The 17,944-nt window shown below is 52.5% G+C and carries 12 protein-coding genes; 9 read left to right on the top strand and 3 right to left on the bottom strand.

The genetic code is table 11. The features are described 5' to 3' along the window. The first annotated feature begins 6 nt into the window (after positions 1 to 6). From ACVL1J_RS12905 to ACVL1J_RS12875, 7 genes are all read left to right on the top strand, one after another. Positions 7 to 999 (top strand): type VI secretion system-associated FHA domain protein, encoded by a 993-nt coding sequence (locus tag ACVL1J_RS12905; protein ID WP_341236738.1) that lies wholly within the window; start codon positions 7 to 9, stop codon positions 997 to 999. Further along, positions 990 to 1,775 (top strand): PP2C family protein-serine/threonine phosphatase, encoded by a 786-nt coding sequence (locus tag ACVL1J_RS12900; RefSeq protein ID WP_341236737.1) that lies wholly within the window; start codon positions 990 to 992, stop codon positions 1,773 to 1,775. Before ACVL1J_RS12905 ends, ACVL1J_RS12900 begins: the two co-directional genes overlap by 10 nt. 80 nt (positions 1,776 to 1,855) lie before the next feature. After that, on the top strand, positions 1,856 to 3,556 hold the full coding sequence (locus ACVL1J_RS12895; RefSeq protein WP_341236736.1) for a ShlB/FhaC/HecB family hemolysin secretion/activation protein: 1,701 nt from the start codon (positions 1,856 to 1,858) through the stop codon (positions 3,554 to 3,556). Between the two features lie 13 nt (positions 3,557 to 3,569). Beyond that, positions 3,570 to 11,285, top strand: coding sequence for a two-partner secretion domain-containing protein (locus ACVL1J_RS12890; protein ID WP_491665364.1), 7,716 nt, complete (start codon positions 3,570 to 3,572; stop codon positions 11,283 to 11,285). Between the two features lie 93 nt (positions 11,286 to 11,378). After that, entirely contained in the window at positions 11,379 to 11,786 is a 408-nt protein-coding gene (locus tag ACVL1J_RS12885; protein ID WP_341236734.1) for a heme-binding protein, read from the top strand. Between the two features lie 127 nt (positions 11,787 to 11,913). Next, positions 11,914 to 12,261 carry a DUF4870 family protein gene (locus ACVL1J_RS12880; RefSeq protein WP_341236733.1) on the top strand — a complete coding sequence of 116 codons (348 nt, stop codon included), beginning with the start codon at positions 11,914 to 11,916 and terminating at the stop codon, positions 12,259 to 12,261. Continuing rightward, positions 12,254 to 12,772 (top strand): NlpC/P60 family protein, encoded by a 519-nt coding sequence (locus ACVL1J_RS12875; protein WP_341236732.1) that lies wholly within the window; start codon positions 12,254 to 12,256, stop codon positions 12,770 to 12,772. Before ACVL1J_RS12880 ends, ACVL1J_RS12875 begins: the two co-directional genes overlap by 8 nt. 70 nt (positions 12,773 to 12,842) lie before the next feature. On the opposite strand, the gene htpX is transcribed toward ACVL1J_RS12875, so the two are convergent. Continuing rightward, positions 12,843 to 13,721, bottom strand: a complete 879-nt coding sequence (htpX, locus tag ACVL1J_RS12870) for a protease HtpX (RefSeq protein ID WP_159569118.1) — start codon at positions 13,719 to 13,721, stop codon at positions 12,843 to 12,845. Next, positions 13,718 to 14,065 (bottom strand): HPF/RaiA family ribosome-associated protein, encoded by a 348-nt coding sequence (locus ACVL1J_RS12865; RefSeq protein ID WP_341236731.1) that lies wholly within the window; start codon positions 14,063 to 14,065, stop codon positions 13,718 to 13,720. The genes htpX and ACVL1J_RS12865 overlap by 4 nt, the downstream gene beginning before the upstream one ends. A 107-nt stretch (positions 14,066 to 14,172) precedes the next feature. Between ACVL1J_RS12865 and ACVL1J_RS12860 the strand changes: the two genes are divergently transcribed. Together ACVL1J_RS12860 and ACVL1J_RS12855 are read left to right on the top strand one after the other, a co-directional pair. Continuing rightward, the gene (locus ACVL1J_RS12860) at positions 14,173 to 15,096 is read left to right on the top strand and encodes a LysR family transcriptional regulator (protein ID WP_159569116.1); all 924 of its coding nucleotides are present in this window, start codon (positions 14,173 to 14,175) and stop codon (positions 15,094 to 15,096) included. Positions 15,097 to 15,147: 51 nt separating this feature from the next. Next, entirely contained in the window at positions 15,148 to 16,020 is an 873-nt protein-coding gene (locus ACVL1J_RS12855; protein WP_341236730.1) for an AEC family transporter, read from the top strand. Here the strand turns inward: ACVL1J_RS12855 and ACVL1J_RS12850 are convergent. Next, on the bottom strand, positions 15,952 to 17,910 hold the full coding sequence (locus ACVL1J_RS12850) for a hypothetical protein (RefSeq protein WP_341236729.1): 1,959 nt from the start codon (positions 17,908 to 17,910) through the stop codon (positions 15,952 to 15,954). The genes ACVL1J_RS12855 and ACVL1J_RS12850 overlap by 69 nt on opposite strands. Positions 17,911 to 17,944 lie beyond the last annotated feature (34 nt).

Raw genomic sequence — 17,944 nt, 5'->3', positions numbered from 1 at the left:
TTCATCATGAGTTCAAGTTGGGTGTTCAAAATTCAGTCGAGTTTTTTGCTGTCGCCTTCCATCGATGAATGGAGAGTGCCGTCGAAAGGCGGTTTGCTTGGTCGGGCGATTGACTGCGATTGGGTGTTGCCCGATCCCGGCAGGGTTATTTCACGCCAGCACGCCAGGATAGATCTTGAGGCTGAGCAATGCTACTGGACCGATTTGGGTACCAACAGCACACAGGTCAATGGCAAGCCGATGAATCCTTCTCAGCGCACGCTTTTGATGTCAGGCGACATTGTAAAGTTGGGCGATTATTCGATTGTTGTGGAAAAACTCCCGAACAATTGGTTTGACCCCGCGACGGATTCATTTGATTTTCTGTCGCCACAGTCGGTACCCGAAATTCAGATTGATGCGCTGTTGAGTGATCACGATGAACAGCAAGTTGCGGAGTTATCCAACGATTCCGGGCAGGTTCCGGTGCTCGCTCAGCGAATGTATGTGGGTCCCCAGCAGCAGGCACAAGTCGCACCGGGGCCTGCAGTTGCACCAGTGGATAGCGCCGGGTTGCAAATGGAGCTGGCCACTGTCAGGCAACTGTTACGCATCAGTGTTAAAGGTTACATGCAGTTGTTGCAAGCCCGACGATTGTACAAAACAGAATTGGGGGGCGACTACACGTCCCTGTCCGGCAAGGGCAATAATCCACTGAAATTCTCCAAGACCGTGGATGAAGCCATGGCCTTGTTGACCGGCGGGCAGTCTCCCGGATACTTGCCTGCAGAACAGTCCTTGGAGCAGGCCTGTCAGGATTTGCTTGCGCACATGCAGCTGAGCATTGCACAGGTTCAACAAGTGATTGAACAAGCACAAACCACACTGAACCCACAGTTGATCGCTGACGAACTTCAGCACGAAGGCGGATTCAACCTGAAGCTCGCATCTTCCCGAAAAGCCCGTTTGTGGGATCTTTATTGCGAGCGGTATCGATTGTTGGGCGAATTATGGAGTTGACCATTCAGCTCGGAGCCTGCGGTGAATCGCGACCCGTTTCACTGCATGTTATTTCTCGTAGCGATCAAGGTGATCGTGACGAGAATCAGGACGCATTGAACCATGCTGTTTCGGGTGCGTGGCATGTGTGCGCGCTTGCTGATGGTGCTGGGGGGCACCAAGGTGGTCAGGTTGCTGCTCAGCAGGCCGTTGATTTGTTTCTCGAATTGTTCTTGCTGCAACCAACTGTTTGCCGTGTGCAATTGCTCGCCATGGTGAATCAGGTGAACAAACACATTCTTGAAATGCAGCAATTGAATGCCGGGCTACAGGACATGCACACCACCTTTTGCGCACTTGTTGTGAATCGTGACACCCTGCAGGCTCTGTGGTTGCATGTCGGTGATTCGCGCGTATACAGGTTTCATCAAGACAATTTGGTGTCAAGAACCCGTGACCACAGCATGTTGCAGTGGATGACTGACCACCAGCCTGACCATTCGCCACCAGCCCGCAACACGCTCTATACCGCGCTTGGCGAGCAGCCTTCTGAACTCACCATTGATATTTCTGATGTTTACACCGTGACGCCTGGCGATTGGTTTTTGTTGTGCAGTGACGGGCTTTGGGAGCATTTCAGTGATGCAGAACTGGGCTTGATCGGATCGAGTTTTTGGAATCAGGAGGGTTTTTGTACGCACATTCACCAACTTGCGCTTAATCGTGCGACAGGGCGTGCAGACAATTTAAGCAGCATGGTTCTTTTCGTAGGTGAGGGGTGTCATTCGAACGGTTGATGCCATGCCAACGACCCTATTTTCTCATTTTCCAGTTTGATGCTTCAATCGCGTTCGCCTTTATTTTAAGTGTTCCAGCCATGTTCCCCTTTCGTTTTTGTCTTGCCACTTTGTGTGCGGTGTTCGCCCTGCCATTGCAGGCGCAGGTTGATACCCCCTCCACCTTGTTGAACGCCAAGCCCGCTGTATCAAGCCGAGAAAACTCACCAGTGCCCACGATTGACAATCAGGTGCCCGACAAAGCGGCGCCCGAACTTGGTAAGCCCTTGAATGACATCTCAATTGATGTCACGGCTTACCGAATTGACGACGTGGAAGCCCGATACCAGAACGATCTTGAAACATTGTTGGCTCCCTATGTGGGAGCAGGCCGGTCGTTTGAAGACCTCAGCAACGCAGCGCAACTTGTAACGGCATACCTTCAACGTGAACTGGGTTTGTACCTGGCCTATGCTTATCTGCCTGCGCAGGACATCAAAAATGGTGTGGTTCGTATTGCGGTACTGCCAGGGATTCTTGAGTCTGTAGAGGTGGTGTGGCCTGCAGATGAACTCAGGGTGAAGCGCGAAATTGTCCAGTCACATTTGGCAAGCCTGAGGCCCGGGTCAATCATTCGCGTGGACGAGGTTGAGCGCGTGGTTTTCCTGCTCAATGATCTGCGTGGCATTCGAATGTCTTTTGCGATCAAGCCAGGCACTCAAGCCGGAAAGGCAATTTTGGTGGCCACACCCACGAACGATAAGCCGTTGACCGGAAGCGTTGGGGTGGATACAAATGGCTCACGTTTCGCGGGCACATACCGTGGAATTGCCACCCTGTCATGGGAAAGCCCTTTGGGCCTTGGTGATTCCCTGTCAGTCAGCCATTTGAAGTCTGATACCGGTGGTCTGGACTTTACCTTGCTCGGTTACACACTGCCGGTGGGTTCGAATGGATTGAAGTTGGGCGCGAACGTGTCCACAGTGAATTACCAGCTGAGCGAAGATGATTTTCCCTTGGGATTGAATGGCGATGCTGAGTCATTCGGGGTCTTTGCCTTGTACCCCTTGTTGCGTTCGCGAAACTTGAACCTGTTTGTCCTGGCAGGTTTGGATCAAAAAGAATTTACTGACCGACAAACGCTGACCGGCTTGGAAACAGTCAAGCAAGTGGACTCGTTCAGATTGGGTTTAAACGGTGATTCCCGTGACAGTTTCGCAGGCGGCGGTTTGAATTTTTTCAATCTGACTTACGAAGAAAGCAAAGTGAACTATCCCGGTGGAGTGCCGTTTGGTCTGGATGATGACCTGAGTGCCATGCGGGCCAACTATTCACTGGGACGCTTGCAGTCAATTGTTCCGGGCAAGCTCATGCTGTGGGCTTATTTACGTGGCCAGCAGGCCTTTGACAATCTTGACAGCAGTGAACAATGTTCCTTGGGCGGTGCCACGGCAGTACGTGCTTTTGCCCAAGGTGAAACATCGGGTGACAGTTGCGACCTGTTTACGCTGGAAGCCCGTTATTTGCCGTCGGCTGCCTGGCTCGACGGTTACGCACGCGAATTGTCGTTCAACGTGTTCTATGACCAAGGTCGTGTGCAACTGCGACACGATGCAAGTTCACAGGCCAGTGGCTTTGACAATCACGCTGAATTGGCTGGTTATGGACTTGGTCTGGCCTGGGATCGCCAAGACGTATTCACATTCAACCTGAGTTTGGCCTGGGAATTAACGGGCATACGCAAGTCTGATCCGAAGCGTCAATCACCACGAATTTTTGCATCTTACATCTACTATTTCTAAGCGAGTATTAATCATGAACTCCGCCATTTGCACGTCTGTACGTTCCTTTCCACTCAAGCCATTGGCTGCGGCAGTGTTGCTGATCTATGCCACCGGCATTCAATCGGCACCTGTTTTTCAAAATTCACTCGGCAGCAATGTCACGGTGAGCAATCCTGACGCTCAAACTACTGTGGTTGTCCAGGAAGGTAGCCGTGCAGTGGCCAACTGGCGCGATTTCTCGATCGAGGCAAATGAAACGGTTCAGTTCCTTCAAGACAACGCAAACGCAGTGATACTGAATCGCGTGACCGGTGAAGACACCTCAAGAATTCTGGGTAACTTGCAGGCCAATGGGCGTGTCTTTTTGATTAACCCCAACGGCATTGTATTTGGTGCGAACTCGCAGGTGAGTGTGAATGGTCTGGTGGCCTCCACCTTGAGTTTGAAGCCTGGAATGCAATCTAATTCGGATGAGGTGGGCCTGGAGATCAATGGCACCGCTGGAAGCATCATCAACAATGGCCATATATCAGCAAAAGACATTCTGTTGATTGCCCCCACCATTGAGAACAACGGAACATTGGCGTCGAATGTTGCCAACTCGTCTGTACAACTGCTTGCTGCAAGCGAAGTCACGGTGAACACAGCCGATGGCAATCTGGTTTTTCAAGTCATGGCGGGTCACGAGAATGCCCTGATCGAGCAACTTGGCACAGTGATGGCTGAGGGCGGGCGAATTGTTTTCCTGGCAAGCGCTTCGGCAGGTGGTGCACCTAGCGTGATCAATGTCTCGAACCTGAACCAGGCCACGCAAATTTCCGTGCAGGGTGATTCGGTGCGTTTAAGTGGCGACATTAATTCGACGCTAAGCAATGCCACAGTCGAGGTCATTGCTCGCAATATTGCGCAACTCAACGCGGTGAGCATGGGCGGTGAAGTGGTGTTGAATGCAGATTCAGTGAATTTGCAGAATGCACAAAATGATTTTTCAGACAAAGTGACACTGAATGTCACTGGGCAGCTCAGTTTGAGCGATTCAAACAGTCTCGACATTCAAGGTGTTGCAGAAGATGCAACGCTGAATGCAGGCGAGAGTGTTCTGGTGAACGGCTTTCATGTGAACAATCACTTGAGAATCGACGCTGGCACAGAAGCAAGCCTTGGCGACTTGAGCGCCAACAGCTTGAGCATCAATACGCAAAGCGTGAGCCAAATTCAAAATACGTCAGTTGACGTGAGCGCGGGCAGTAACCTGACCGCCAACCGAGTGACCTTGGGTAACAGCGAGAATCGCTTCAACGGTGTAGTCGACTTGGCAGTTGAAGGACAAGCCACACTGCATGGCAGCCAATCTTTGACCGTAACAGGTGAGGCTGGGCAAGCCGTATTGACAGGTGACCATGTGGTGCTTGGTGAATTGAATACAGGTCGTCTTCACGTGGAGGCCAGTGAATTAAGCCAACTGGGCAATGACGCGCTAACTGTTGGAGGCACCACCACTGTGCTGGCTGACAGCGTGACCTTGAACCAGGACAGCAATCGTTTTAGCGGTTTGGTGAACCTTGATGTGAGCTCGCAAACAGAACTGCGCGGCAGTGGACGTCTTGAAGTGGCCGGGCAGGTAAACAACGCATTGTTGCAGGCAGACAACCTTGTTTTGAGTGGTGTGAATGCCGAGGGAAATTTAAGTCTTGTTGCAAACACCATTGGTCAAACGGCGAGCCTGGTAGCACATGGCAACACGACTATTCAAAACACATCAGCAGTTAATCTTGATTCATCCAACGATTTTGTCGGTCTTGTAACCTTGGCTGGAGCCGACCTGGCTGAAGTCAATTTGACTGATCGAAATACTATCCAACTGAGTGGCCAGGCGGGCGATATCAGTGTTGTGTCTACAGACGCAGTTTCCGGTGTTGTTGCGTTGGGTAATTTGCAGGCGCAGTCGTTGACTGTGGCAGCAAATTCGGTGCGCCATATCAATGCAAGCGAACCAGGTAGCGCCATTCGTGTGTCTGGTTCCACACACCTGAACGCCAGCCATGTTGAGCTTGCAAACAGCGCCAATGACTTCGCGGGCACGGTCAATTTGAATGTTGATGATGAAGCGAGAATTCGCGATGCCAATCAATTGCGTGTTGAAGGTGTAACCCACAATACACGGCTTGAGGCCAGTTCAATCGAGCTGGCGGGAGCATTCAACGTGACTGGCAACTTGAACTTGCAAGCAGAGCGTGTTCAAGGCAATGCTCCCCTGTCCGTGGCTGGAGTTACAACGATTGAGCAATCAAGCATTGCAAGCTTGAACAACACGACAAACGATTTTGTAGGCGCGGTGAATCTTCTCGACGCCGGAGAGGTGGTACTCGCTGATCGAAATGGCATCGAGGTGCTGGGGCAGGCGAGTTCTCTGGAAGTGTCAACGCCGCTTGCAGGCTCTGGCCTGGTTACGCTGGGCGATTTGACGGTTGAAAGTCTTGTTGTGAATTCACAGCGTATTGCGCAAAGTGGCTCGGTGGTCGTAACCGGTGAAAGTAGTTTAAATGCCAGCGAACTTGAGCTGAATGGCTTCGAGAATGATTTTGTTGGTGCAGTTAACCTGAGTGTGGGTGGACAGGCTGACTTGCAGGACACCAACGAGTTGCGCGTGAAAGGCGTTGTTAATGCACTCAGCCTGAAAGCGCAAACTGCAGTAATAGATGGATTGACCGCGCAGGGTGATTTAGCGATTCATGCCGATTCAATTCAACAGGAAGGTGGCCTGATTGCCAACGGTAACACGCGCTTGGTGGGTGGAACGGCCAACCTTGCCACCTCAACAAGCAATACGTTTTCGGGCACTGTTCACCTGGATTTGACTGGTGAAGTGGCTTTGCATTCCTCTGGTGATCTCGCGCTTCTTGGGAAGGCTGAGTTGGTGAATGCAACAGCGGCAGGTGAACTGGCTGTGAGTCAATTGGATGCACAAGATATTTCACTGAACGCGGCAAATGTGGTGCTAAACAATTTAGTGGCACCGGGTAATTTGACGCTGAATGGCGGCAGTGTAAGCCAGCAGGGCGCTTTGACCGTTGAGGGTGACACCACACTGGGCGCAAGCCGGGTTGAGTTGGTCGACTCCTCCAATGATTTCAAAGGCAAGGTGATATTCAACGACGCCGGGCAGGTAGCACTGCACGACATGAATGACATTCGCATTCAAGGTCAGGCCGAGGCCTTGCAGGTTGAAGCCACCACGATTCTTGAACAAACGGGCGCTGTGGGTATTAATGGCTTTTCCCGTTTCGAGGGGGCCACGATCAATTTGAACAACACGTTCAACCGGTTTGGCAGCATGGTAGATCTGCAGGCAACGCAGGAAGCCACAATACACAGCGCGCACGATCTGCAGCTTCGCTCCACCGCTGCGACATTAAATGTTAATACGACCGGAAACCTTGTATTGGGCGACACCCAGGTAGGAACCCTGAATGCAATTTCAGGCGGTATGATTGGGCAAAACTCTGCAAGTGCTATCACTGTCGAAGAGCGGGCTACATTGAGTGGCCAAAATGTTCGCATCGATGGCAGCAACAACGACTTTAAAGGTGTTGTTAATTTGACTGTCGAGGAAAGCACCGAAATTCGGGATCGAAATGACCTGACTCTTCAGGGGGGCACTCAAAATTTGATCGTCGATGCCAGCAATGGGATCTTGATCGCAGGTGGCAATGAAAGCCTGGAAGTAAGCAACGGAACATTGACAGCGTCGACTATCGAACTGGATCGATTGCTCGTGTTGAACGACGTCAGCTTGCAAGCCAACTCAATCACGCAACGCCAAGCCAGCAATACCGGTGGCAAAATTACATTGAAAGCCGACACGGTTTCTTTGACCCAGGCGGATAACGATTTTGCCGGCGAACTGGTTTTAGATGGTGTTCGAATCGCTGATATTGTGGACGCAAACCAAGTGACCATAAGCGGTACCACGGGCAACTTGAATGTGGAAGCGACAGAGCGCCTTACCTTGGGCGCGTTGCAGACCAATAACTTGAGTGCCCGCGCACAGCAGATCGATCAAATCACCTCGCCTGGCAGTGTCGTTCTGGTGCGTGGTGAAACCAGTCTGGCTGCAGCAGACGTTGAACTTCGCAACAACAACGATTTTCAAGGTGCGGTGAAGTTACAAGTGACCGGGAACACGCAACTGCGAGATGCAAATACATTGCAGGTGGAGGGCACTACCAGTCGATTGGCGGTCTTTACGCAACAGTTGGGTCAACGTGAAAATTCGGCGTTGCTTGTCGAGACCCAGACCCAAATCAATGCAGGTGCCGTGAATCTGAGCGAATCGGGCAATGATTTCCAGGGTGATGTCATTTTGAATGTCACTGGCAGTGCCGCGCTTCGCGACGACAACAACATTCACATTCAGGGCAGTACAGCGGCACTGGAGTTGTTGGCCAATGGTGATATAGAACAGTCCGCCTCACTTGCAGTTACCGGTACGACGCGGGCCACCGCAGCGAACATTCAACTGAACAATGTGGCGAACAGCTTCGGCGGAGAAGTTACCTTGCATGCGGATCAAACTGCCAACGTGCAAGCCGAGCAGAACTTGCTGGTGGCAGGACGCGCTGAAAGTCTGAATGCGACAGTGGGTGGCGATTTGGAGTTGGGTGCGTTGACTTTGGGGCGCCTGACAGCTGCAGCTGGGGGACAGATTACACAGACTGCCTTGAGCGCGATAGAAATTAATGAGGAAGCCTCATTGGGTGCACAGTCTGTTTTGTTGAACAACGCAGGCAATGATTTCAAAGGCATTGTGAATTTGGCTGTCGCAGAGAACTCCACTGTGACTGACCGGAATAGTTTGCAAATTCAAGGTGCCTCTCAAAGTTTGAATGCAAGCGCCGAGAACGGAACTTTCATCGCCGGTGACACTGACAAGCTGCAAATTGAGCGAGGTACTTTGACCGCAGCCACGATTGAATTAAACCAATTGGATGTTACAGACGCAGTGCGCTTACAGGCTGAACTGATCACTCAAAATGAAGCTGCCAGCACGGGCGGTCAAATTACGCTGGCAGCGCCTGTCATCAATTTGACTCATGCGGAGAACAACTTTGCAGGCGAGTTGATTCTTGAGGGTGCCGGCACAGTAAATCTTGTAAGCAAGCACCAATTGACTGTAGGCGGTGTGGTTGATCAATTCAATGTGTCGGCGGATGAGTCACTGACTTTCACTGGCTTGCTCGCCAACAAGCTGAATGCTGAGGCAGAGCGTGTTCTTCAATCAACTCAGCCGGGGCAGACGCTTAAGGTGAGTGGTGAAACTACACTGAAGGCAACGGCGGTTGACCTTCGTGGTAACAACGATTTTCAAGGTGTGGTGAATTTACAAGTCACTGAACAGGCGCAGCTGCGAGATAGCAATACCCTGGGTTTGGAAGGTTCGGTTGGCCAGTTGGATGTTTACGCGCGAAATCTTGAGCAGCGTGGTGCGCTGGCGGTGGTAGGTGATACCCATGTGAATGTCAACAACGTAACGTTGGATCATGCGGACAACGATTTTCAGGGTGAGGTGGTGTTCAATGCCACAGGCAGCGCCCGTGTGGTTGATGCGAACTCCTTGGCTGTTTCAGGTCAGGTGAACGGAAGCACGCAGTTCATGGCAAAGCGCATTGAGCAAACCCGTGCTTTGACCACAGGTTCTTCCCTGCTGCTGCAATCTGCGAATGTTAACCTCGGCAATTCCGGCAATCAATTCAATGGCGTGGTTCGGATCGAAAATGCAGTCGACGCCAATTTGGTCAGTACTGGCCGCTTAACCCTGACCGGTGCAGGTCTTGAACATTTGTCGTTGACCGCGAACGAAGTCAGCTTGGGTGCATTGGGTGAATTTCAAACGTTGAATGTTGTCGCTGACAAAGTGGATCAAAATTCAGCCTTGTTGGTGCAAGGGCAAACCACGTTGACAGCGCGCAAAGTGGAACTGGGTGATTCAGGCAATGACTTTGTGGGTGACGTGCTTGTTCAGGCTTATGTCTCGTCAAACCCTGTTGTAGAAATCGCTGATAAAAATTCATTGACCGTGCAGGGGGATGATTTACAGTTAAGCGCTCAAATTCAAGGCGATTTAACTGTGCTAGCAGATAATCTGGTTCTGGGGCAAACCGCAGTACTCGGCGATAGTCAGCTAATACTGACAGGTGAGTTGACCCAAAACGGCGCGGTGAGTTTGAACAATGCTTTGCTGAACGCAGATCGAATTGTTTTAAATAACTCTGCCAACCTTTTTAAGGGTGACACCACGCTGGACGCCTCGGACGAGGTGGTGCTTCGCACGGCTGGTGATTTCAACGCAGATGTTGGCTCGTCAAATGCAATCCTGAAGTTGAATGTTGATGGGAATACAAACCTGCAAGGTGAGCATGTCAGGTTTTCGCAATCAAAGTTCAGCGAAAATTTGTCAGTCAATGCCAACCAGATTTCCCAGGTGCTGACAGGTTCGCATGCGCTAGAAGTGCAAGGCAATACGCAGCTGGTTGCGGTGGGCGGAAGCATTAATCTGCTGAATTCAAACAACCGGTTTACCGGGCATGTCAGTGCAAGCGCCGAGCAAACAAATATCGCAGGGCGCCGTGATTTGCAACTGATGAACCTGAGCAGTCGAGGTGGTGAAATTACGGCGGATGGTCGTTTGCTTCTGCTGGGTAATATTGAGCAACAAGGTGGTACGCTGACTTTTGCTGCGCATGGTGTACCCAGTCCTTTGTCTTCAGCTGAAATTGCACTGTTGCTACCACCAGCACTGGACGTTTTCTCGAACAAAGAAGCTGCCAATCCAATCACCGGCTTGGGGCGAATCAGTTTGGCCAGTACGGCCATTGAGCAAACCGGTGGGCAAATCACGACAGCAGCGGGTTCGCTGACCCAGTTCAAGGCGTCGCAAAATGGTTCGGTTGTCCTGACGCAGGGTAATCAGATCAACGGCCAGGTCAGCGCCTTGTCGGGCGATCGTTTCGCTATGTCATTTGACTATTTGCCCAATCGGGGAGCCAGCCTTTTTGCCGTGAACAACACGGTGAAACTGCTCGTGGGTGCGCAAGGCGTGGAAGCCGATGTCATTGCCATTCGTGCCCGTGGATTGGCCACGCCGGGTGAAGAGTCGTTGATAAGGGCGCGCATGCCGTATAACGATGTTGCGGTGGGCACCGCCCGGTCCTATGCGGGTCTGACTTTGTCTATCCCCCTGAGCCCATCGGGTGGGGCACAAGGTTCAAATGCCAGTTTCGGCGAGTCGTCGGACAATGGTTTGCCGGGCAGTGCGGGGGCCATTCGCGTTGAAGTGGGTGACACCTCGAGGCCTGGGTTGGGCGGGTTCCTTACCGTATTGCCTTTCGAGGGCAGCAACCTGTTGCCCGGGCAAGTGGTGTATCTTGCCGGTCCGGAGCGCAAAGGCACTCAGGCCTTCTTTTACGATGGCGCACGCAATCTGAATCGTGTGCCGGTGGTTTACAACGGAAGCTTGTTGCTTTCACCGCAAGAGACCGCTGCTTTGACAACGGCGCAGGGCGCAGTGGTTCTGGCCCGCCAGGAGCAAACCCGCTCGGTAGTCAGAACCGAGAATGTGGCTGGCAAAATTATTCATGGGGTGGTTGTTGAGGTTGGGCCAGGGCGCCCCGCCACCGAAGGGGAGGGTGGTGCTGGCAAGCCTACTTCTTGTGACGCGGCAGACACAGGGTTGGCTTGCAACCCTTAAGTTCTGGCTGGATTAGGGACTTCCTGTGTAGCCATCACGGGAAGTGTGCCGCATACTTCGGTTTGAATTTTTAAATCGAATTGGAGCAAGTTTATGAAAACCAAACCCATGTTGTCTGCTGACGACGTTCAAGCAATTTTGACAGCGGCCCGCGCTGAAGCTGAAGCCAATGCCTGGGCTGTAACCATTGCGGTGGCCGACGATGGTGGCCACCTGCTGGGTTTGATCCGTTTGGACGGCGCACCCCCCATGAGCGCGCACATTGGCCCTTCCAAGGCCAAGTCTGCTGCCATGGCCCGCAAAGACACCAAAATTCTTGAAGACGTCATCAACAACGGCCGTACAGCATTTGTAACTGCGCCGTATGTAGATGGTCTGCTGGAAGGCGGTGTAACTATTGTGGTCGATGGCCAAGTGGTAGGCGCTGTGGGTGTTTCTGGTGTGAAATCAGATCAAGACGCGCAAATTGCACGTGCCGGCATTGCTGCGTTAAAGCTGTAAGCGCTGCGCAACTCCAATTGCAAACCCCGCCTTCGCGGGGTTTTTTGCATTCAATGCCGATACTTTGAATTTTGAGCACCTTGGGTCGTCTAAAATAAATCGTCATCGATTACACGGGTATCACTTGATGAGCTATCAACCCAATCCGGTTCCCAATCAGGAAGAATCCAACCGCACCATCGTTTTGGTGGCCTATGTGTTGGGGGCTGTTGGCATATTCACTGCCTTCATTCCTATCCTGATTGCTCTCATTATTTGCTACGTGAAGCGTGGTGAAGCAACCGGCACCATTTATTACAGCCACTATGACTGGCTTATATCAACTTTCTGGATCGGTATGTTCTGGTTTGTCGTGGCCATGATCACCATGGTGTTTGGCGTGGGCTTTATTGTGTATGGCATTTTAAGCCTGTGGTTGCTGTATCGTTTTGTGAAAGGTTTGCTGCGATTCAGCGAAAGGAAGGCGGTTGTTTAAGCAAGGCCACACGCTGAATCTGCGAAGCCTGCTGTTGTGCGCGGTAGTGGTTTTGCAAGCCTGTGCAACCGCGCCCGATGGGCCATCGGATGTTCTTGTGCTTGAAGACGGTTCGCTTTTCTTTGGCGATGCCGCAGGAAACGGTGAAGTTCAACAACGTTTGCTGGCGCAGTTTCGACAATGGCGTGGCACGCCCTACCAATTGGGCGGAAATTCCAGAGCAGGAATTGATTGTTCAGCGTTTGTGCAACAAACCTTGAGCACTCATTTTCAAATCAAGGCACCACGAACCACCGCCCAGCAATTGAAAATGGGAGATGAAATTGCACGCGACGCCATGCAGGTGGGCGATTTGCTGTTTTTCAGAACAGGCTATTCCACCCGGCACGTGGGGTTTTATCTGGGGGACGGGAAGTTTCTTCATGCCTCGACCAAAGTCGGTGTCACGATTAGTCGGCTGGATGATTTGTACTGGCGAAAAACCTTCTGGAAAGTAAGAAGGGTGATGTGAATTTCAGCGCAATAAAAAACCCGCCAAACTTCGGCGGGTTTTTGTTGGTGCGCACTGTGCCTCGGTGTATTTATCGCTGCTGTGCCAGTGCTTCAATGCGCTGCTCAATGGGCGGGTGGCTGCTGAACAAGGCCATCACACCGCCTTTGCCTGAAATGCCCGAGGCAGCCATGTTGGAAGGCAACTCACCAGCCTGCATGCCACCCAAACGTTTTAGCGCCGAGATCATGGGTTGGCGTGAGCCCATAATCGTGGCTGCACCCGAGTCAGCGCGGAATTCACGCTGACGCGAGAAGTACATCACGATGATGGAGGCCAAAATGCCCAGCGTAATTTCCATCACGATCACGGTGATGAAATAACCCATGCCGGTGCCGCTGGATTGGGAATCGTCTTTGCGCAAAAACTGATCCACAAAGAACCCCACGACGCGCGCCAGGAAAAACACAAAGGTATTCACCACGCCTTGAATCAGCGTGAGTGTCACCATGTCGCCATTGGCAATGTGGGCTACTTCGTGGGCCAGCACGGCTTCGGCTTCTTCACGGCTCATGCTTTGCAGCAAACCGGTACTGACTGCCACCAGCGAATTGTTTTTGCTGGGGCCGGTCGCAAATGCATTGGGTGCGCCTTCGTAAATGGCCACTTCCGGCATGGGAATGTTGGCTTTCTGCGCAAAACGCTGAACGGTTTGCACCAACCACTGCTCGGTCGGATTGCGCGGGGTTTCAATGACTTGTGCACCGGTGCTCCACTTGGCCACTTTTTTGCTGATCAACAGGCTGATGAATGAACCTCCAAAGCCCAGTACAGCACTGAATGCCAGCAGCATGGTCAGGTTAAGCTGCCCCCCGGCCATGAACTGGTTCAAGCCCAGTACATGCACGGTAATGCCCAGTACCACCATGATGGCGACGTTGGTGGCTAAAAATAAAACAATGCGTTTCATGATGCGTGTTGTCCTTTCAACAATTGCAAGTGGGGGGTCACCTGGTGAAGGGTGTGTTTCAATTGGCGGCGAACGGCGCGTGCGGCTGATTCAACCGCCTGGTCAATTGCGCTGAGCCAATGCGACCCGGCGCTGTCTACGATCACGGGCGCTTGCCCGTCGATTCGAATTTCAATCACACAGTTGCGCTGATCAGCCTGTTGGGCAGTGCGCCGGTCCAGTTTTACTGTGATGTTTTTGATCTGTGTCGAAAGTTGATTGATGGCCGAGCGCACGCGGCGAAGTACATACCTGCGCAGGGTGTCATCGATCTCGGGATGCCGAGCCACAATTTCTGTATTCATGGTTGCGTCCTCCTTTCGGGGAAATAGACAGTTGAAGTGTACGCCGGTTCAATGTAAGAATAAATAGAACAATTGTTTAGTGAATATTCGAATAAATCGAAGGGTTAATGAAACTTACTGACTTGAATTTCCATCATTTGCGCTACTTCTGGATGGTGGCGAACACGGGCAGCCTGACGGCAGCGGCTGAGCGGCTGGGCCTGCGCGCACAAACGCTTTCAAGCCAAATTACCCAGTTGGAACAAACGCTGGGCAGGGCGCTGTTTCAACCGGTGGGCCGGGGCTTGGGGCTGACTGAGGCGGGGCGAATTGCCTTGCGTTATGCCGATCAAATTTTCCAGTTGGGCGAGCAAATGGCCGAAAGCCTGGGCGATGAGCAACTGGATTACACCTTGCGTTTGTCGGTGGGTATTGCTGACGCGTTGCCAAAAACAGTGTCGTTTCACATGATTGAGCCAATTTTGGGCATGCAGCGCCCAGTGCGCCTGGTGTGTCATGAAGGTCGTTTTGAAGCCCTGTGTTCCGAGTTGGTGCAGCACAGCGTAGACGTGGTGTTGGCCGAGCGCCCGGGAGGCCAAGGCACGGCCCACTTGCAGGTGGCCAAGTTACTCAGCTACCCGGTGCGCATATTTGCAAGCCCGGTCTTGAAAAAGAAGTATGAAGAGAATTTCCCGCACAGCCTGCACCATGCGCCATTTCTGATGCCCTCTCGAAACAACGTGCTGCGCTTGAAACTTGAGCACTGGCTGGAAAGTGTGGGGGTTGAAGTGACCGTGGTGGGGGAATTCGACGACCTCGCTTTGCTTGAAACTTTTGGGCGTGCAGGCTTGGGCTTGTTTGCAGTGCCGGCACTGTTGATTGAAGATGTGGTGCGTGACCACACGGTGGTGCACATGGGCGACGCCCAAGGTGTAGTTGAGGATTTTTTTGCTTTTACCCATCCGCGCAATTTAAATCACCCGGCGCTCAAGCTGCTGTTTAACGCCACGCCGAACGCCAACACCAATACAAACCCGAATCGCCCCGTTTAATGGCTTGCAGTACACTGCGACTTTTCCAGCCCTTTCTCCTTACGGCCTTTTATGTTCTTGCGCATTGTTGCAGTTATTTTTCCGGTGTTTGCGGTTGTGGCTTTGGGGTATTGGTATGGCCGGGTGAAAAAGCCCGATATGAAGTTTGCCAATCAGCTGAATATGGAAATTTTTGTGCCGGCGCTGGTGTTCTCTGCGCTGGCCAGCAAGTCGTTTGAAATTGAGTCGTATTGGATGTTGGCTGTGGGCGGTGCCATTGTTGTATTGGGTTCGGGCCTGTTGGCTTGGCCCATTGGACGTTTGCTGGGCATAGACAGTCGGATTTTTGTTCCACCCATGATGTTCAACAACTCGGGAAACATGGGGTTGCCATTGGCCATTCTGGCGTTTGGCGAGCAGGCTTTGCCCGCCGCAGTGATGTTGTTTTTGGTGGGCAACACGCTGCACTATTCGCTAGGCACGTGGATGATGAGCCCCAATGCGCGCATTTTAATGCTCTGGAAAGAACCTGTGATTGCGGCGTCCATTGCGGGCTTGTTGGTCAGTGTATTGAATATCGAGGTGTGGTCACCTCTGTACTTTGCCATTGACATGGTGGGCGATGTGTCCATTCCCCTGCTGCTGTTTTCGCTGGGTGTGCGGCTGACACAGGCTGATTTTTCGGACGTGAAACTGGGTGTAATTGGCGGTGTGTTGTGCCCACTCACCGGGCTAATTTTCGCCGCTTTGTGTGTGTGGTTGCTGCCTTTAAGCCCTGAACACACAGCCATGTTGATTGTGTTTGGTGCCCTGCCGCCCGCGGTGCTCAGTTTCGTGTTTGCTGAAAAATATGGCCTTCAGCCCCAACGCGTGGCTTCACTGGTGATGATGGGGAACCTGATGAGCCTGATTTTCGTGCCGATGGCCTTGTACTGGGTGCTGTGAGCCCGCACCCTGGCTGGGCATGCTGACCCACACGCGTTCTGTTTTCGGCAAGCGCAGTGTGGCGTTGGCCAACAAATCGGGGTAACGGGCCAGGTCGATTACCAGCCTTTCCTGGCGTGGGTCATTGTAAACATGGCCCAGGGTGGGCCCGGTGCGCATGCCCAGCGCAGTGAATTCAGGTGTGTTCATCCACAAGCCCAATGGCAGCAATTCCATGGTGTTGTAAATTTCACCAATTTTTTCAGCGGTCAATTTGCCGACATGCACTTGCAAGTAAGGCCCCAAAGGCGAGCGCAATACGTTTTTAATGGCTCGCAATTCGGTGTTGAGCCGCAAGGGTGGCAGTGCGCTGCCCAGGGCGATGCGAATGGTATTGCCTTGCAGCTTCACCGCAGTTTCGTCAATTTTAATCAGATCGCCGAGATTCAGTCCCACATACTTGATGATCGGCAGCACCGAGAGGCCGAACATGCGCACTTGGGTGGGTGTGAATTCAAGGTGCTGCCTGTCGTTTGAAATGACAAGAGGCCCGCTAAGTTTGGCAGGCAACCAGAACAGGGGAATGCCAAAAATTTCAGGCCTCGCCTGCAAGGCAAGCTGAAGGTGAGGTTCGCCAATGGTGGCACTCACCTTGCGGATCGGGCTGCCTTTGAAATTGAACAGGGCTTTGTTCATCATGGTGTTCAATGCGGTTTCACTGAGGGAAATTTCGCCCACATGAACGGTTTGTGCGGCGGTGGGCAGTTGGCCCAGGTTGGTGGACCTGGTGCTGGCCAACAGCTTTTCAACGCGCAATTCGACGCCTTCTTGTGACAGCAGGGTGGCATGGTGCACAGCCAGGGTGACCGGGTCGCTTTGGGTGCCCACGAGAAGTGCCAGTTGGGCGAGCGCTTTTTCGCCCGTGGCCAGCAGCAAGAGGTCATCGGTATTGAGTAAGCCTTCTTGTGCGCTTATCCACAGTGCACCGTCGGTTCGAAGCTGAACTGTGCTGGTGGTGATCAAGCGGTTTAAATCGTGCAGTGCAATCGGCAGGCTGCCATCGCTGATTCCCGTAACCAAGGTGGGCTGGCCTGCCAGCACCATGCCGGCGGCGCGTAATTCACCCCCGTGGGTGTACACAAAATTACTGGGGCATTCGGATTTGCAAAAAAAGGCGGGGCCTGTTTTGCTGGTTCCCAGCCCGAGTTGAACTTCTCCTTGCCCAAGTTGCAGCGAGTTCAGTTCAAACGCAATTTTGGGTGCCTGTAGCAGTTGGCCCAAGCGCAGCACCATGGCTTGCCCTTGCAAGGCAACTGCTCTGGATTTCATGTCGATGAGTGACTGCAGTTGAATGTTGGTGGCGAGCAGCGCCTTGTAAACGGGTAGGCCAGCCACTTTGAGTGTGCGTGGCGTCAATGTAATTTCCTGGCCATTTTCTATGGTGGGTGTGCCTTCCATCGAGAATGAAATCCAAAGGCCAAGCCGCCGGATATCGCCAGTAATTAAAATTCCCCCGGGTTGGGTGCTCACCTGCCTGATTCGCAAGGGGGCTTCACTGGCCTGTAATTCGGCTTGTACCAATGCCTGCAGCACGTCATCGGAAATGCGCAGTTGAGCATGGTCAACACGAACGTCAAAGGCCGACAGGTTTTCCAGCAATACAGGTGCATTGGCCTGGTGCGGCAGCAGCTGGCCGTGCAGTGACTTCACGTCGAATTGAATGTTGTTGGCGAGTGCCAAACGACTGTTGCGCACCTGAACGGATACGATTTCGCTGTTGCCCCAGTTGTCGGGAAGTACGGTACGCCAATCCTGAACTTTCTCCAGCGTTTCGGCCAACGCAGCAGGGGAAAAGCAGGCGGTGAAAGTAGTAAATACAAGGGCGACCAACAGGCGAACTTGATGCTTCATCACAATAAGCCAGAGTGAATTTGGGGTGAAGTGT

Source organism: Limnobacter sp. G6BE5S, assembly GCF_058448965.1.
The sequence above is the reverse complement of the archived record's forward strand: the minus strand, read 5'-3'. Positions and strand labels throughout refer to the sequence as shown.

What these genes read in the sequence shown, in the direction of transcription:
- ACVL1J_RS12905 (WP_341236738.1), top strand. Translation starts at nt 7, where the DNA reads ATGAGTTCAAGTTGGGTGTTCAAAATTCAGTCGAGTTTTTTGCTGTCG.
- ACVL1J_RS12900 (WP_341236737.1), top strand. Translation starts at nt 990, where the DNA reads ATGGAGTTGACCATTCAGCTCGGAGCCTGCGGTGAATCGCGACCCGTT.
- ACVL1J_RS12895 (WP_341236736.1), top strand. Translation starts at nt 1,856, where the DNA reads ATGTTCCCCTTTCGTTTTTGTCTTGCCACTTTGTGTGCGGTGTTCGCC.
- ACVL1J_RS12890 (WP_491665364.1), top strand. Translation starts at nt 3,570, where the DNA reads ATGAACTCCGCCATTTGCACGTCTGTACGTTCCTTTCCACTCAAGCCA.
- ACVL1J_RS12885 (WP_341236734.1), top strand. Translation starts at nt 11,379, where the DNA reads ATGAAAACCAAACCCATGTTGTCTGCTGACGACGTTCAAGCAATTTTG.
- ACVL1J_RS12880 (WP_341236733.1), top strand. Translation starts at nt 11,914, where the DNA reads ATGAGCTATCAACCCAATCCGGTTCCCAATCAGGAAGAATCCAACCGC.
- htpX (WP_159569118.1), bottom strand. Translation starts at nt 13,721, where the DNA reads ATGAAACGCATTGTTTTATTTTTAGCCACCAACGTCGCCATCATGGTG.
- ACVL1J_RS12865 (WP_341236731.1), bottom strand. Translation starts at nt 14,065, where the DNA reads ATGAATACAGAAATTGTGGCTCGGCATCCCGAGATCGATGACACCCTG.
- ACVL1J_RS12860 (WP_159569116.1), top strand. Translation starts at nt 14,173, where the DNA reads ATGAAACTTACTGACTTGAATTTCCATCATTTGCGCTACTTCTGGATG.
- ACVL1J_RS12855 (WP_341236730.1), top strand. Translation starts at nt 15,148, where the DNA reads ATGTTCTTGCGCATTGTTGCAGTTATTTTTCCGGTGTTTGCGGTTGTG.
- ACVL1J_RS12850 (WP_341236729.1), bottom strand. Translation starts at nt 17,910, where the DNA reads ATGAAGCATCAAGTTCGCCTGTTGGTCGCCCTTGTATTTACTACTTTC.